Consider the following 15,524-nt stretch of genomic DNA (forward strand, 5'->3'; position numbering starts at 1 on the left):
CTCTCTTTTTACAGTTCTATCAGGTCGTGCCGCCCAGGAACAGGGAAGGCGCGATGTAAACAGGTTCGGTGGAAACGGGCGCTCCGCTGATGCAGGCGATAAGCCGCTCGACGGCTACATTCGCCATAACTTCCGCGTTGCCGTCGATGGAGGTCAGAAACGGCGCGGAGATTTTACCGTAAGTGAGATTGTCAAATCCGGTGACCGAAATATCCCCGGGGATGTTGAAGCCGTACTGCTGCAAAGTATAGAGGACCCCCATTGCGAGCAGGTCCAGGCTGCAGACCACGGCATCAAATTTTAAACCGCTTTCAATCGCGCGTTTCGCGGCCGCGCAGCCGCCGTCGAAATCATCCGAGGGCGCGAGGAACACATGCGAATCGTCAAACTCCACCCGCAGGTCATCAAGTTTTTCACGGAATCCCTGAAATTTGCGCTGGCTGGCCAGCGTGTTGCTGAAATCCACATAGATCGGTTTGCGGCGTCCGGTGCGGTAAAGGTGATCTGCCAGCAGCTGCATCCCGGCAGACTCGTCGCAGATGACCGTGAGGACGTTGGGCAGGTCGATCTCGCCGTTATACATGAGGACCGGCTGCTGGGAGAAATGTGTTTGGATAAATTCCCTAACCTGTGGGGTGCTCATCGACGAACCGACAAAGATCAGCGCGTCCAGCCGCTGCTGCAAAATCAGGGGATAGAGCGAATCCCCCTTGGTGCCGGCATTAAAGATGACCGCATTGTAATTGTTTTTGCTGAGCAGGTCTTCCAGGTAATAAACAACGTTGGCACGGTAAAGGTTGCGGATATCGTCGACGACGATTCCGACCATGTTCATCGAATTCAGGGCCAGCCCGCGTGCAATCGCGTTGGGGGAGTAGTTTGTCTCCGCAAGGACGGACATCACCTTTTCGTAGGTTTTGGCGCTGATGTTCGGCTTGTTGTTGATGACACGGGAAACGGTCGCGGCAGAGACTTTTGCCTTCTTGGCGACTTCGTAAATGTTCATGTCGGTAAAATCCCCTTCTTTTCCTTCTGGACGGCATTTTTCTTAATTATAGCAAAACCGGGTAAGGATTTCAATAATTTTAACCGTTTTCAATTTCGTTAATAAAAATATATATGCAAATTCGAAAAAAAGCAAACAAAATATTAGTGAAATCTAAAAAATTGTTGATATTGGATAGCAAATGAATTAATTTATTTGCATATTTAACAAAAATTCAGTTTTATTAAAATAATTATTGTCTTTTTAAAAATTAGCTTTATAATGAAATTGTTGCAAGCGGTTACAAAATATTTGCCAAAGGTTGTGAAGAAAAAGGAAAATACAAAAAATGAACCAAGAATTTTTGAATGTGCTCCAAATGTTTTCTCTGTATTTGAAAGCGGTTAAAAGACAAAGCTTGGAGGTATCGCCCAGATGCGGATTGTCGATTTATCAATGCCAATCATAAGCAATATGCTCGCCAACCGGGACTTTGCCGGAAACGTCTACCTGAATATGGTCACCCATGAGGACTCCAAAGCCTTTGGAAGCGGCGCGCCGGACGATCCATTCACTTCGGCATGGAATTACATCGGCATGACCGAACACACTGGCACCCATGTCGATGCTTTTTTCCACATGGATCCGCAGGGCCTTTCCGTGGACGAAATGCCGCTCGATCTCTTCTTTGGGAAAGCGGTTTGTCTGGATTTACGGCAGATCCCGCCGCGCGGCACCGTTACAGTTGCGGATGTTCTGGCGGCGCAGGAGAAGGCCGGCGTCAAGATCGATGGGCACATCGTCCTCTTCTGCACCGGTATCCATAAAAAATATTACCCCTCTGACGACCTGCTGCGCATGAACCCGGAGATCTCCGCGGAGGTGGTGCGCTGGCTCGCAAAGCACGGCTCCCGGATGCACGGGGTGGAAGGCCCGTCGACCGATATACTTGACAAAAAGCTGTTTCCCAGCCACCGGGCCTGCCGTGAGCTGAAGCTGGCGCATTATGAGTGGCTCGTGAATCTGGAAGAGCTTTTGGGAAAGGGCGAGTTCATGTTCTATGGGGTTCCGCTGCGCTTAAAAGGCGGATCCGGTTCCCCGGTGCGTGCCTTCGCCGTAATTGAGGAGGGAAACTGAGATGCAGGTTCTTTTGACAGGCGGGACCGGCTTTGTGGGGATTAACATTGCCGAAGTTCTTGCCGGGGACGGCCATCAGGTCGTCGTCTATTCAAAACGCCCGATGATTCCGCAGGCGGCGCAAATGCTGTCGGAAAAGCCCGGCAGGGTCGTGTGGGAAGAGGGGGACGTGCTTTCGGAGGAACGCATTGCCGAGGTGATGGAAAAGTATGGGATCGACTTCGTGGTGCATGCAGCGGCAATCACCCCAAACCGGGATCGTGAAAAGGAGCAGATGCGCACCGTTTTGCAGGTCAACTGCCTGGGAACACTCAATGTTCTGAACGCGGCCGCCAAACACAAAGTGAATCGCTTTGTTTACATAAGCTCGGTTGCGGTCTACGGAGATTCGGCGCAGCAATACGACCCTGTTTTTGAAGATGTAGTAAAGAATCCCCGAAGCACCTATGAAACCAGCAAATTTGCGGCCGAGCGCCTGGTGCGGCGCTATGCCGAGCTGCACGGGACCGACGCGGTTTCACTGCGGCTGGGGGATGTGTTCGGCGCGTGGGAATACCGCACCGGCGTGCGCGACACGATGAGCGCGCCATGCCAGGCGGTTTACCGGGCGCTGCGGCATGAGAAGGCGGTGCTCTCAAAACCCGGCGCAACCGGCTGGATTTACGGGCTTGACACCGCGCTTGCAGTGAAGGCCGTGCTGGAAGCGAAAGAACTTCGCCACTTCGCTTATAACTGCGGTGGCGTTTCGCGATGGCCGGTTTCGGACTTCTGTGAACTGCTGAGGACCTATATCCCGGACTTTACATATGAGATCGACCCGGAGAAAGAGCCGAATGTCAGCTTTTTCAGCGTGCCGGACAATGGGATGTTCGATATGTCCCGATTGGAGGAGGACGCCGGGTTCAGGCCGGTTTACGATTTTGAACGCGCAACGGCGCATTACATGGAATGGGCGCTTCGATATCCGGAGCTGACCCTCACCGAACCGAAGAGGTGAACGGATGAGCACCTACAAGCTTTTTCCATCTCGAGCGGCGCTGCGCAGTTCACTTTCGAAGGATTATCCGCCGGTTTTGACCGTCAACCCGGGCGATACAGTGGCCTTTCAGACGCTCGAAGCCGACTGGCGCATCCGGGAAACCGATTTTAAAGCCTCTGAAGAAGGGGACTTTTTTACTCAGCGTACCGAACGCGACGCTGGGCACGCGCTTTGCGGGCCGGTCGCAATACGCGGGGCGAGGCCCGGCATGGCGCTGGCGGTCACCGTTGAATCGATCGTGCCGGACACTTGGGGCTGGAGCCGGGTCGGCGGCGGAGATCCTGACCATCTCAGGCGCATCGGCTTTTCCGGGGCAGAATATTTTCTGCGCTGGCAGATCGATGTGGAAAACAGAGTCTGTGTGAGCCAAAGAGGCCATCGGGTACGGATGAATCCATTCATGGGCGTGTTTGCGGTGGCGCCGGCAGAGGTTGCGTCCGCGCGTACCCATCTGCCCGATCGGTTCGGCGCGAATCTCGACTGTAAAGAGATCGTACCGGGCAGTACCCTCTACCTGCCGGTTTTCGCGGAGGGCGCGCTTTTTTCCACCGGCGACGGTCACGCGGCACAGGGGGACGGCGAATGCGGATGCACCGCGATCGAGTGCCCGATGCGCGAAGTGCGCTTACAATTTGGGCTCTCCGACTGGGAGATCGAGCGGCCAGTCTGCAAAACCCCGGCCGGATGGATCACCTTCGGTTTCGCGGAGGATCTCACCGACGCGGCATATATCGCGCTCAGAGACATGGCAAAACTGATGCAAAAGCTTTTCGGTTATTCCCCAAAGGAGGCGCTCGCGCTTTGCAGCGTGGCGGTGGACCTGCGGATCACACAGATTGTGAACGGGCGGCGCGGCGTACACGCCATGCTGCGGGAAGATGCGATTCTGAAGCCGTGAGAGCGGTTTTTTGGAATAGAGAATGGCAACCCCAAAAATAAACCGGTCCTGCCGGTAAAATTTAGGAGGATTCAAATGAAAAAGGCAGTCTCTCTTTTGCTTACCCTCATGTTGGCGCTGACACTGTTGTTCTCAGGCTGTGGGAGCACCACCGAACCGGCGGCATCCGGAGACGCGAGCGGCGGCGCCGCACAGAGCAAAACCGCCACGGCGGCGGACGGCGCGCAGCTCAAGGAAGTGAGCCGCGAAAAGACCCTGATCTGGGCGGTTCCTGAACTGCCAAACGGCTGCGACAATGAGTTCCAGTACACCGCTGAGGCGCAGGAACTCGAACGCAACCTCTACGATTCCCCGCTTGCGTTCGAGACCTATTACGACGAGTCAACCGGCTTTATCCTGCCAAATTATGAAAAGATCGTCGGCTCGCTGGCGGAGTCCTGGGAGGTCAGCGAAGGCGGACAGGTTATTACCCTGAAATTCCGTGAGGGCGTCATGAGCCACGCGGGCAACGAGCTGACCGCGGATGATTTCATTTACAAATGGCAGCGCGGCTTCAACGTCATGGGCAACACCGGTACCTTCGGCGCCCAGAGCCAGCAGCTTCACAGCATGGACCAGATCGAGAAGATCGACAAGTACACCGTCAAGATCACCATGGACGCGGCCAACCCGATCGGTGAGGCCTTCCTGACCCATGTCTGCGGTCTCATCCTTGACAGCAAGGAATTCCAGGCGCATCAGACTGCGGAGGACCCCGACGCAACCGACTGGGCCTCCACCCATGCTTCCGGCTTCGGCCCTTGGAAACTGGTTGAATACACACCGGGTACCCGCGTTGTTCTCGACCGCTTCGATGACTACTGGGACAAGGAGAACCTGCCCTGGTTTGAGCGGGTCATCATCCTCGAGGTCCCCGAGTCCTCCAACCGCGCCTCGATGCTGATGAGCGGAAGTGTTGACGCGGCCACCAAGCTGCTCACCACCGAGCTGCAGCAGATCTCCGGCAACGACAAGGTTAAGGCCATGCACTACGACGGCAACAAGACCTTTATTGTCGGCGTCAACCACGAGGTCGAAGAGTTCCAGAACCCGAAGGTCATCCAGGCGATGTCTTTTGCAATTCCATATCAGGATATCATCGACACCGTTTACCTCGGCCAGGCCAAGCAGCTTAAATCGCTCGTCTGTTCCACCTATCCGCTGTATACCGACCAATATTTCCAGTATACCTACGACCTTGAAAAAGCCAAATCCCTTCTTTCCGAAGCAGGTTATCCGAACGGCTTTTCCTGCAAGATCTCGGTCGACAACACCAACACCCAGGCCGAACAGGTTGCGCTGCTGATGCAGTCGAGCTTCAAACAGATCGGCATCAATATGGAGATCGAGAAGATGCAGGCCGGTGACTACTATAACCACCTCTCGAACAAGAGCTTTGAAAGCCTCTACGCGTTTATCGACTCGGCGGGTGTCCCGGACGCGGGCTTTGCGCTCCAGCTTGGCGCGCTGACCGGTTCGATCAACAACTGCGGCAAATACTCGAACGCCGAGGTCGACGAGCTGATCACCAGGATGATGTCCACCACCGATGCGGCTGTACGTGCCGAATGCGCTGACCGGCTGCAGGAGATCCTCGTCTGGGAGGATCCGTACTGCCTGTACATCGCGGAACCCGGCTTCGACCTGGCTGTCACCAGCGACATCGTGAACCCCCAGTGGGATACCATCCAGCAGATCCACTGGAATCGGATGTCCCGGCAATAACCCCGAAAATTTTGAAGCGCCCAATCACTGTTTGACCGTATCCGGGGAGGGGAGGAAGCGCCTCCCTTCCCCGGAATAAGGAGGGAATTACCTTGAAAATGCTGCGATACCTGGGGAAACGGCTCCTGGTCTTTATTCCGCTTTTTTTCGGCGTCATCTTTGTCGCCTTCGTGCTGATCCGCATGCTTCCGGGCGATCCGGCGCATGTTCTGGCCGGTGCGTTTGCCTATGAGGACACCATCGCCGCGCTGACCGAAAAAATGGGTCTGGACAAACCGGTTCTCCAGCAGTTCTTCATCTACATCGGCGACGTGTTCCGCGGTGATCTCGGCCGGTCGATGTTCACGAGCAGCAATGTGCTCGACGACCTGATCAAACGTTTCCCGGCAACCTTTGAGCTCATCACCCTGAGCATCATGGTTTCCCTGGTGCTCGGAATGTTCCTGGCGGTGTTCTCGGTCACAAAACCGAAGGGTGTCGTCGCAAAGATTTCGAATGTTTACGGCATGCTGGCCGGTTCGTTCGCGGACTTCTGGCTCGCGCTGATCCTCATCTATATTTTCTTTACAGTGCTCGGCATTGCCCCGGCCCCGATCGGCCGGCTTGACGTCATTATGATCCCGCCGCAGAGGATCACAGGCATGTACCTGCTCGACAGTATCCTCACCGGCAACTGTGCCGCCTTCAAGAACGCGGCGCAGCACCTGGCCCTGCCGGTGATCACACTGGGACTGATCAACGGCGCCGCGATCATGAAGATGACCCATTCCACCATGGGCGAGGTGCTTGATTCCGACTTTATCCACCATGCGCGCCTGATGGGGCTTGCGCCGAAGGTGGTGCGCGGATACGCGCTCAAAAATTCACTGCCTGCCGTTCTGATGGTGATCGGCAATATCTACAGCTACCTTCTGGGCGGCGCGGTGCTCATCGAGCAGGTATTCGCCTGGGGCGGCCTGGGGCAGTATGTCACACAGGCGCTTTCCAACAAGGACTACGTGGCCATTCAGGGGTTCATCCTGGTTGCAACTCTGTTCTCGATGGTGCTGTACCTGATTTTGGACCTGATCCAGATGATAATCGACCCGCGGATCAAGTATTAAGGGGTGGATGGCTATGAAAAAAGCAATCAATGACTTTTTTGTCATGCTCAAAAAGAATAAACAGGGGACAATCGGGCTGATCCTGATGCTGGTGATCATCCTGCTGGGCGTTTTGGCCCCGATTGTGGCCCCGTATGACCCGGAGATGACCAACGCGGCGCATGCCCGGCTGGGTCCGAGCCTTGCGCATCTCTTTGGGACCGATGAAACCGGAATGGATGTCTTTTCCCGCTGTATCTACGCAATCCGCATCGACGTGGTCATCGGCGTCTGCGGGACCTTCGTTTCGCTTTTGATCGGCATTCCCATCGGGCTATTGGCCGGTTACTATGAGGGGCTGGTCGGGGAAGTGATCCTGCGCCTTGCGGATCTTATCCAGGCGTTTCCGGCGTTCATCCTCGCAATGGCGCTGGTGGCGGTGCTTGGCAACAGCACCCAGAATATCCTGATGGTGGTAGCCTTTGTGAACGTCCCAATCTATACCCGCTTTGTGCGCGGCGAAGTATTGGCCATGAAAAGCCGCCCGTTTATCGAAGCGGCGCAGGCCGCCGGAATGTCGCCGCTTCGCATCATGTTCAAGGAACTTCTGCCGAACTCGCTGCGTCCGGCGCTGGTGCAGGCTTCGATCAACATCGGCGGCGCAATCCTCCTGACAGCGGGGCTCAGCTATATCGGCGCGGGCGTCAATGTGCCGACCCCTGAATGGGGCTCGATGATTTCGATCGGCGCGCCGCTGATCCTGACCGGACAGTGGTGGGCGGCTTTCTTCCCGGGCGTCTGCATCGGCGTAACGGTGTTCGGCTTCGCGCTGTTTGGGGATTTCCTGCGCATTTATCTGAACCCGGAGAGGAGATAGGAACATGCATAAAATTCTGGAAATCGAAGATCTGCGCGTGGGCTTTCATCTGACGCACGGCACTTCACATATTGTAAACGGGCTGAATATCTCTCTGGAGGAGGGGCATCTGATCGGGCTTGTGGGCGAATCCGGATCGGGAAAATCCGTTTCTGCGTCCGCCGCGCTCGGGTTTGTGCGCAAACCGGGATTCATCGAATCCGGCAGGGTGATCTTCGATGAGAAGGTCGATCTGCTCGCGCTTTCGGAACAGGAACTCCAGCAGTACCGCGGCAGCGCGGTGGGGCTCATTGCGGCGAACGCCCGCGGGCATCTGAATCCGCTGATGACGGTGGGCGAGCAGATTTCCAACGTCTACCGCGCGCACAACAAATGCACCAAAAAGGAGGCGTGGGACGCGACGCTCAAGATGCTCGAGGCGGTGGGGCTCACCGACATCGGGCAGCGCGCGAAATCCTATCCGCACGAACTGAGCGGCGGTATGGCGCAGCGCTGCATGATTGCGATGGCGCTTATCAACTCCCCGCGCGTGCTGATCGCGGACGACGCGACCAACGGGCTCGACGTGACCGTGCAGGCGCAGATCATGGACCTCATCATTACAATGCTGCGCGAACGCGACATGTCCGGTATCTTCATCACCCACGACCTGGGTGTTGTGGCCCAGTGCTGCAACGAGATTGCCATCATGTACTGCGGGCAGATTGTGGAATTCGCGCCGGTTGAACAGTTTTATAAAAACCCGGTGCATCCCTACAGCCGGCACCTGCTCTATTCGCTGCCGGAATACCGGAACGCGGCCCACAAGGAGAAGATGTGGGAGAACAACATGGACCCGATGAATCTGCCGGACGGCTGCCTTTTCCATCCGCGCTGCAAATTTGCCTGTGAAGGATGCAGGGTCGGGGATATCGGCATGGTTGAAGTGGAGCCGGGGCATTTTGTGAAATGCTGCAATATCGATGCGGCCTGCAAGACTGCGGCGGCGATTAAGGGAGGTACACACGATGGACAATCTTCTTGAAGTGAAAAATCTGACGAAATTGTTCCCGGTGGGCTATAAAAAGAACATCACGGCCGTCAATGATATCTCATTTGATATCCGTCCGGGCGAAACCTTTGGACTGATCGGTGAAAGCGGTTCCGGAAAATCCACGGTGGGGCGCTGCCTTCTGAACCTCATCAAGCCGACGAAGGGAAAACTGGTCTATAAAGGCGTGGACTATTCCAGGTTTACAAAAAACCAGAAGGCGCTCATCCGCAAGGAGATGCAGATGGTGTTTCAAGACCCGAACTATTCGCTGAACCCGCGCGTCACCGTATGGGATACGGTACAGAACACACTGAAGGTCAGCCGCGAATTTTCCCTGGAACAGCAGGAGCAGCTCACCAAGGAAGCGCTCGATATGGTGCACCTGCGGGAGGACAACTACGGCAAGTACGCCCATCAGCTCAGCGCCGGCCAGCAACAGCGCGTCGGTATTGCCCGCGCGATCGCGGCGCATCCGAACTTTGTGGTGCTCGACGAACCGACCTCCTCGCTGGACGTTTCAATCCGCGCGGAAATTAACGATCTTCTGCGCAGCCTGCAGGACGCAATGGGGGTTTCATACCTCTTCATCTCCCATGACCTGAGCACGATCCAGTATCTCTGCCACCGCGTGGCGGTCATGTATCTGGGCTCGATCATGGAATACGGCACGGTGGAGCAGCTCTTTAAAAATTTTGCGCATCCTTACAGCAAGGCGCTGCTCGCATCGGTCATGGTGCCGGACCCGGACGTGAAACGCAGCCGTTACCGGCTTACCGGCGAGATCCCCAGCGCGATCAACCTGCCGAAGGGCTGTGCGCTGGCTTCCCGCTGCGGAGAAGCGGAGAAACGGTGCTTTACCGAAAATCCAGCGATGGTGGAGATCGAGCCGGGCCATTTCGTCAAATGCCACCATGCGAAATCCTGCCATGACTGCGCCGGATGCGGTGCGGACGCAGCGAAATCAAATGAATAAGGAAGGATCCCAATGAGATTAAAAGGTAAAATTGCGGTGATCACAGGGGCGAGCGCCGGGAAAGGCATGAGCCGCGGCTTCCCAGAGGGTTTTGCCCGGGAAGGCGCCGACCTGGTGCTCAACTATTATGGGCATCCGGCCGCCGAAATGGAAGCTTTTCGGCAGGAGCTGGAACAAAACGGCGTCCGGGTGATCCTGGCGGAAGGGGATATTTCACAGGAGGAGACCGCAAAGGAGCTCATCGATACGGCGATCAGGGAATTTGGAAGGATTGACATTCTCCTAAACAACGCGGGCATCTCAAAGCCGAAACGCCTCACCGACATGAGCTTCACAGACTGGCAGCGGACAATTTCCGTGAATCTGAACAGCGTTTTTCTCACCTGCCGCTATGCTGTGCCGCATATGATTGAACGGAAATTCGGCCGTATCATCAACATTGCGTCACAGGTCGGACAGAAAGGCAGCGTCGAGCATTGTCATTATTCCGCCGCAAAGGCCGGGATGATCGGCTTCACCAAATCGCTCGCGCGGGAAGTGGGTGCGTACGGCATCACTGTGAACTGTGTGGCTCCCGGCCCGATTGTGACCCAGCTGATGGGCGAAGTGAGCGAGGAATGGATCAGGGGCAAGGCGGCGGAACTGGTTCTGCCGCGTTTCGGAGAGGTGGAAGAGGTAGTCCCGTCCGCGATTTTTCTGGCGTCGGAACCGGACGGAAACCTCTATACGGGCCAGACGCTTGGACCGAACCTTGGCGATGTGATGCTTTGAGCATCCGGATGGCGCAAATGAAAGATTGGAAGAGGTGTCTGGAATATGGAAATTAACAAAGCCCGCCTGTGGGACCGGCAGCAGCAGGTCGGTTCCATCGGAGCCGACCCGCAGGGGGGGATCAGCAGATTTGCCTGGACTCCGGAATATAAAGAGGCCTGCGAACTACTGATAAAATGGATGGAAGAGGCTGGGCTCGGCGTACGCGTCGACACCGTGGGGAATATCTATGGGCGTATGGAGGGAACGGAAGACCTTCCGGCGATCCTTTCCGGTTCGCATTTCGACACGGTCCCGAACGGTGGGAAATTTGACGGCCTCACGGGTATTATGACCGCGCTAGAAGCGCTGCAGACCATGCGGGACAACGGCTACAAACCACGCCGCCCGATTGAGATGGTCGCCTTTGTGAATGAGGAAGCAAGCCAGTTTTTGGGAGGTACCTTCGGCAGCAAGGCGATGTGCGGCGTATTGCCGCACGACTACCCCGATGTCACCAAGCACCGGTTCACCGGCGAGCCACTGCGGGACGCGATGCGTGAATTTGGCATGGGACTTGACCCGGACAATATCGAGGACAGCATCATTGACCCGAAAAATTATTGCTGCTTCATCGAAGTACATATCGAACAGGGCCGCTATCTGCTTGAACATGATCTGCCGCTCGCGGTCGTGACCGATATCGCCGGGATCAAGCAGTTCTATATCACGCTGAACGGCATCTCATGCCATGCTGGCGGCATGGCGATGGAGGACCGGCATGATACGCTTGCGGCGGCGGCCGCAGTCGCGTGCGAGGTGGAACGGCTGGCAAAGACCCTGAGTCCGAACACCCGCGGCACGGTCGGCTACATCCAGTCCGATCCGGCCGAACATAACATCATTGCGCGCCAGTCGGTCATCCCGGTCGATTACCGGGAGGCCGACGACGAAAAATGGCAGAAGTTCTATGACGATCTGATTGCTTTTGTGGAAAAGCAATGCAGCGAACGCGGGTTGACTTATTCGGTCACAACGACCATCGACGAACGGCCGTCTCACTGCCATCCGCGTCTGATGTCCGCTATCCATAAAGCAGCGGAGGGACACCGTATCCCGCACACTGAAATGATCAGCTTCCCATGCCATGACGCGGTCAACATCGAGCGGATTATGCCGATGGGGATGATCTTCCTACGCAGCTCGAACGAGGGACTCAGCCATTGCCCCGAGGAATATACGACGCCGGAGGACCTGGAAGCTGGCGCGAACACCCTTTTGGGAACGTTTATTGACCTTTGCGAAAACGATTGGGAATAAGGAGCGAAATAAAATGGAACTGAAAAGAATTACAACTGATAAGGCCCCGAATCCGGGCGGCTGGTACTCGCAGGCATTTGTCGTGGGAGATTTTGTCTTTACAGCGGGTGTTACCGCGAACGACCCAGTGACGCAGGAGATGGTCGGCCCAGGCGATATCGTCCTACAGACCCGGCAGGCGATCAAAAATCTGGAGCAGATCCTGATTGCCGCGGGCACCGATCTCAAGCATGTGGTGAAAACGCTGGTCTTTGTCAGTAATATTGATGATTTCGCGGTGTTCAACGAGGAATATAAAAAATTCTTCCCCGTGGACCCGCCCGCGCGCAGCACGATGCAGATTGGGAAATTCAATAACGGCATGGTCATCGAGATCGAAGCGGTGGCCGTCCTGCCAAACTGAATGGATCGAAAGGATAAAAGAATGAGGAACGGCGGTGCCGTTCCTCATTCTTGTTTGTCGGATATCTATCCAGATATGACAATGGGTCAGGACGCGTCGCCAAGACGGATAACGGTCAGAGCGATGTCGTCAAAGAGAAAGCCTGCCTGGCTGGCGACGACCTGCAACGTTGCGGCGCCGTCCACACGGAAAGGCACAGAGAAGGTCATGGTCGCTGCTTCGGTTGAGGCGGTGAAAGTGTGGTTTGCCGTAGCGCCCGCGACTGGAGCCCCATTGAGATAGAGCTGCGCCAGGAGTGTGGAGGGGATCGTTGTATTGGGTTCGGGCGAGGCGGTGCCATGGAATGAGGCCTGATAGATGCCGGGCTGATGGATCTGGATGTCAGGGCTGCCCGCCTGGTGGGTTATGGCATTCCCGGAGATGAGCGGCGTTTCGTTGAATGTCAGCGCAACGCCTGCGGAGGTTGACTGGTCGGTAGAGTCGACCGTGGCAAGCACGTCGGGCGTACCGCCGCCGCCTGGTTCGCCGCGCGGAATAACGAAGTCGAATATCGCGTCGTTTTCATTGCCGGAGTTGATTACCTGTGCATCAGTTCCAGGATCACCGGTGATTACTGTACCGACTCGGATAGTCGCCGCCATTCCGGTTTCTCCTGTCGGCCCAGTGGGTCCAGTGGGCCCGGTTGGCCCAGTCGGTCCGGTCGCGCCAGTCGCACCGGTTGTTCCTATTCCAGTCGCGCCGATCGCGCCAGTGGGTCCAGTGGGCCCAGTCGGTCCGGTCGCGCCAGTCGCACCGGTTGTTCCTATTCCAGTCGCGCCGGTAGCGCCGATCGCGCCAGTGGGTCCGGTGGGCCCAGTCGGTCCGGTCGCGCCAGTCGCACCGGTTGTTCCTATTCCAGTCGCGCCGGTAGCGCCGATCGCGCCAGTGGGTCCGGTGGGCCCAGTGGGCCCGGTTGGCCCAGTCGCACCGGTTGTTCCTATTCCAGTCGCGCCGGTAGCGCCGATCGCGCCAGTAGGCCCGGTGGGCCCAGTCGGTCCGGTCGCGCCAGTCGCACCGGTTGTTCCTATTCCAGTCGCGCCGGTAGCACCGGTAGCACCGGTTGGGCCGGTGGGACCAGTTGCTCCAGTAGGTCCAATTTCACCACGCGGAATCACGAAGTCGAGCAGATGGACTGGACCTCCGGTCGCGTCATGCACCTGTGCCGGTTCTCCGGGTTCACCGGTGGTGGTGCTGCGTATGACAATGGTGTCAGCTGTTCCATCTGAGCCGGCAGCGCCGGTAGCACCCGTGACCCCAGTAGCTCCTGTGGCTCCTCTCGGGCCAGCGGGTCCCGGAAATCCCATTGGCCCCTGCGGGCCGGTCACGCCAGTCGGCCCAGTGGGTCCGGTTGGACCTGGCACCGGGATTGGACAGGGAGGCGGACATGGCGGACAGGGAGGCGGACATGGCGGACAGGGAGGCGGACAGGGTGGTACCGGCGGCGGACAGGGACACGGATTTGGCGGAGTCGGACACGGGCAGGCGGCCTGAGCGGACGAGCCGGTGCTGCCCGCCGGATACCTTGTTGGGTCGTTTGGATTGGGATATAAATTCATATTCATAATTGAACGCTCCAATATTATTGATGTCAGGGGGATACAGTATCCCATAACAGTATATTTCCATTGGGGTGCTTTGGTGTGCAAAGCTTTTGAACAGCCGGATGCGGTACGGCAAAAGAAAAAGGATAACGCCAATTTTTTTGGCGTTATCCTGAAAGCAGCTGGTGTCAGGGCTCCAGAGGCTTTTTGTTGTCGTAATAGAGGTGGCGGGGCAGGCCGTCGACCATAATGGGGGTCAGTTCGGCTTGGATGAGCGGGCGAACGTAGGTGAGAAAATCATTGGACATATAGGTGCCTTCCGTGTTGATCCATTCGCGCGGAACGACTTTTTCCACGTTTGCAATTTTATGTACGTCGTAGATATCGGTCGCGCATTGGTAGGGGTCGTTTGAAAGCCGTTTGAGAATGACCATCTTGCCGGACTCGCCCTCAAAAGCCTCCTTGACCGCCGCGCCGCCGACCTGGAACGCTTCGGTGATGTCGACGCGGGAAACAATGTGAGAAGCGCAGCGCTGCAGGGTACTGAATTCGATGGCACGGGTCTTGCAGCCGATTTCCCGCGAAGCCTTGTTCGCAAGGAACCGGGCGGTCCCGGCCAGCTGTTTGTGGCCGAATGCGTCCTCAAAGGTGACGTTGTCGGTCAGCTCGCAGACATAACGCCCGTCGGGAAGCTTGACCCCTTCCGAAACTGCGATCACCACCGATTTTTTGCGTTTTTGCACCTCGTCAACCCGGGAGATGAACCGGTCGATGTCGAACTGGATTTCCGGCAGGAAGATCATATCCGGGCCTTCACAGTCCTCACAACGTGCCAGCGCGGCCGCACCGGTCAGCCAGCCTGCGTTGCGGCCCATGATTTCGACGATGGTGACGTTTTTCTGGTCATAGACCAGCCCGTCACGGATGACTTCCTTGAGGATGGAGGCAATGTATTTTGCCGCGCTTCCGTAGCCGGGGGTGTGGTCGGTGACAGCCAGGTCGTTGTCGATGGTTTTCGGCACGCCCATGAAGCGGATGTCGCTGCCTTTTACCATGCCGTAATCCGAGAGCTTTTTGATGGTGTCCATCGAGTCGTTTCCGCCGATGTAGAAGAAGTATTTTATCCCGAGCTTATCGAGGATTGAAAAGACCTTCCTGTAGATTTCCTCATTCTCCCAGATCTCGGGCAGCTTGTAACGGCAGGAACCGAGATAGGAGGACGGGGTACGCTTGAGCAGCTCGATGTCGAGGTCGTTGCGAATATGTTCGGAAAGATCAACATAGCGTTCTTCCAGAAGCCCCTGGACCCCGTGCAGCATTCCGTAAACTTTTTCGGCGCCGCGGTCGCGCGCGGTTTTATAGACCCCCACAAGGCTGGAATTGATCACTGCGGTCGGTCCTCCGGATTGGCCGACAATAACGTTCCCTTTCATTGTCCTACCTCCTGGAACAGATTTGTTTGGTATTATTGTACTCTATTGGACAGCCACTTGCAAGCAAAATTTGTATAGGATTGTCGGTTCCGGTTTTCGCTTCTTTTCGTTTCTTGTGGAATATCACGAATGAATTTCCTGTTTATCCCAGATCGGCGTGTCGGGATACAAATCTTTGCCATGTGCGGGCCTCTCGTTATCCCATGATTGAAATGGGTCGGGAACACGGGTAAAAAAACACAGGACTTTT

General features: G+C 56.4%; 14 protein-coding genes. 11 read left to right on the forward strand and 3 right to left on the reverse strand.

Annotated features, from left to right (window positions below; translation table 11 throughout):
• Positions 1–19 precede the first annotated feature (19 nt).
• Positions 20–1,006: a LacI family DNA-binding transcriptional regulator gene (locus BN4275_RS12790; RefSeq protein WP_066458910.1), complete on the reverse strand. Its 987-nt coding sequence runs from the start codon at positions 1,004–1,006 to the stop codon at positions 20–22.
• Between the two features lie 414 nt (positions 1,007–1,420).
• Here BN4275_RS12790 and BN4275_RS12795 point away from each other — a divergent pair, with 414 nt between their 5' ends.
• The 11 genes from BN4275_RS12795 to BN4275_RS12845 all read left to right on the forward strand — a co-directional run bounded on the left by BN4275_RS12795 (position 1,421) and on the right by BN4275_RS12845 (position 12,261).
• Entirely contained in the window at positions 1,421–2,122 is a 702-nt protein-coding gene (locus tag BN4275_RS12795) for a cyclase family protein (RefSeq protein WP_066458912.1), read from the forward strand.
• A gap of 1 nt (position 2,123) precedes the next feature.
• The gene (locus tag BN4275_RS12800; RefSeq protein ID WP_066458914.1) at positions 2,124–3,119 is read left to right on the forward strand and encodes an NAD-dependent epimerase/dehydratase family protein; all 996 of its coding nucleotides are present in this window, start codon (positions 2,124–2,126) and stop codon (positions 3,117–3,119) included.
• Between the two features lie 4 nt (positions 3,120–3,123).
• Positions 3,124–4,059, forward strand: coding sequence for an acetamidase/formamidase family protein (locus BN4275_RS12805; protein WP_066458915.1), 936 nt, complete (start codon positions 3,124–3,126; stop codon positions 4,057–4,059).
• A 75-nt stretch (positions 4,060–4,134) separates the two neighbouring features.
• The gene (locus BN4275_RS12810; RefSeq protein WP_066458916.1) at positions 4,135–5,823 is read left to right on the forward strand and encodes an ABC transporter substrate-binding protein; all 1,689 of its coding nucleotides are present in this window, start codon (positions 4,135–4,137) and stop codon (positions 5,821–5,823) included.
• Positions 5,824–5,921: 98 nt separating this feature from the next.
• Positions 5,922–6,926 carry an ABC transporter permease gene (locus BN4275_RS12815; protein ID WP_066460424.1) on the forward strand — a complete coding sequence of 335 codons (1,005 nt, stop codon included), beginning with the start codon at positions 5,922–5,924 and terminating at the stop codon, positions 6,924–6,926.
• Positions 6,927–6,939: 13 nt separating this feature from the next.
• Complete coding sequence (locus BN4275_RS12820) at positions 6,940–7,782, forward strand: ABC transporter permease (protein WP_066458917.1); 843 nt, start codon at positions 6,940–6,942, stop codon at positions 7,780–7,782.
• 4 nt (positions 7,783–7,786) lie between these two features.
• Entirely contained in the window at positions 7,787–8,806 is a 1,020-nt protein-coding gene (locus BN4275_RS12825) for an ABC transporter ATP-binding protein (RefSeq protein ID WP_066458918.1), read from the forward strand.
• On the forward strand, positions 8,790–9,788 hold the full coding sequence (locus BN4275_RS12830) for an ABC transporter ATP-binding protein (protein ID WP_066458919.1): 999 nt from the start codon (positions 8,790–8,792) through the stop codon (positions 9,786–9,788). Before BN4275_RS12825 ends, BN4275_RS12830 begins: the two co-directional genes overlap by 17 nt.
• Positions 9,789–9,800: 12 nt before the next feature.
• Entirely contained in the window at positions 9,801–10,559 is a 759-nt protein-coding gene (locus BN4275_RS12835) for a 3-oxoacyl-ACP reductase family protein (protein WP_066458921.1), read from the forward strand.
• A 45-nt stretch (positions 10,560–10,604) separates the two neighbouring features.
• The gene (locus tag BN4275_RS12840) at positions 10,605–11,858 is read left to right on the forward strand and encodes a M20 family metallo-hydrolase (RefSeq protein ID WP_066458922.1); all 1,254 of its coding nucleotides are present in this window, start codon (positions 10,605–10,607) and stop codon (positions 11,856–11,858) included.
• Between the two features lie 13 nt (positions 11,859–11,871).
• A complete protein-coding gene (locus BN4275_RS12845) occupies positions 11,872–12,261 on the forward strand; it encodes a RidA family protein (protein ID WP_066458923.1) in 390 nt (129 codons plus the stop codon).
• An 86-nt stretch (positions 12,262–12,347) separates the two neighbouring features.
• Here the strand turns inward: BN4275_RS12845 and BN4275_RS12850 are convergent, their stop codons facing one another.
• Positions 12,348–13,604 carry a hypothetical protein gene (locus tag BN4275_RS12850; protein ID WP_066458925.1) on the reverse strand — a complete coding sequence of 419 codons (1,257 nt, stop codon included), beginning with the start codon at positions 13,602–13,604 and terminating at the stop codon, positions 12,348–12,350.
• 425 nt (positions 13,605–14,029) lie between these two features.
• On the reverse strand, positions 14,030–15,274 hold the full coding sequence (locus tag BN4275_RS12860; protein ID WP_066458928.1) for a 6-phosphofructokinase: 1,245 nt from the start codon (positions 15,272–15,274) through the stop codon (positions 14,030–14,032).
• Positions 15,275–15,524: the final 250 nt, after the last annotated feature.

Source organism: Anaerotruncus rubiinfantis, assembly GCF_900078395.1.
Classification (GTDB): Bacteria; Bacillota; Clostridia; order Oscillospirales; family Ruminococcaceae; genus Anaerotruncus; species Anaerotruncus rubiinfantis.

Excerpts from the sequence above, each read along its gene's own strand:
- BN4275_RS12820 (WP_066458917.1), top strand. The coding sequence starts at position 6,940 with ATGAAAAAAGCAATCAATGACTTTTTTGTCATGCTCAAAAAGAATAAA.
- BN4275_RS12830 (WP_066458919.1), top strand. The coding sequence starts at position 8,790 with ATGGACAATCTTCTTGAAGTGAAAAATCTGACGAAATTGTTCCCGGTG.
- BN4275_RS12815 (WP_066460424.1), top strand. The coding sequence starts at position 5,922 with ATGCTGCGATACCTGGGGAAACGGCTCCTGGTCTTTATTCCGCTTTTT.
- BN4275_RS12840 (WP_066458922.1), top strand. The coding sequence starts at position 10,605 with ATGGAAATTAACAAAGCCCGCCTGTGGGACCGGCAGCAGCAGGTCGGT.
- BN4275_RS12850 (WP_066458925.1), bottom strand. The coding sequence starts at position 13,604 with ATGGGATTTCCGGGACCCGCTGGCCCGAGAGGAGCCACAGGAGCTACT.
- BN4275_RS12795 (WP_066458912.1), top strand. The coding sequence starts at position 1,421 with ATGCGGATTGTCGATTTATCAATGCCAATCATAAGCAATATGCTCGCC.
- BN4275_RS12810 (WP_066458916.1), top strand. The coding sequence starts at position 4,135 with ATGAAAAAGGCAGTCTCTCTTTTGCTTACCCTCATGTTGGCGCTGACA.
- BN4275_RS12860 (WP_066458928.1), bottom strand. The coding sequence starts at position 15,274 with ATGAAAGGGAACGTTATTGTCGGCCAATCCGGAGGACCGACCGCAGTG.
- BN4275_RS12825 (WP_066458918.1), top strand. The coding sequence starts at position 7,787 with ATGCATAAAATTCTGGAAATCGAAGATCTGCGCGTGGGCTTTCATCTG.
- BN4275_RS12790 (WP_066458910.1), bottom strand. The coding sequence starts at position 1,006 with ATGAACATTTACGAAGTCGCCAAGAAGGCAAAAGTCTCTGCCGCGACC.
- BN4275_RS12845 (WP_066458923.1), top strand. The coding sequence starts at position 11,872 with ATGGAACTGAAAAGAATTACAACTGATAAGGCCCCGAATCCGGGCGGC.
- BN4275_RS12805 (WP_066458915.1), top strand. The coding sequence starts at position 3,124 with ATGAGCACCTACAAGCTTTTTCCATCTCGAGCGGCGCTGCGCAGTTCA.
- BN4275_RS12835 (WP_066458921.1), top strand. The coding sequence starts at position 9,801 with ATGAGATTAAAAGGTAAAATTGCGGTGATCACAGGGGCGAGCGCCGGG.
- BN4275_RS12800 (WP_066458914.1), top strand. The coding sequence starts at position 2,124 with ATGCAGGTTCTTTTGACAGGCGGGACCGGCTTTGTGGGGATTAACATT.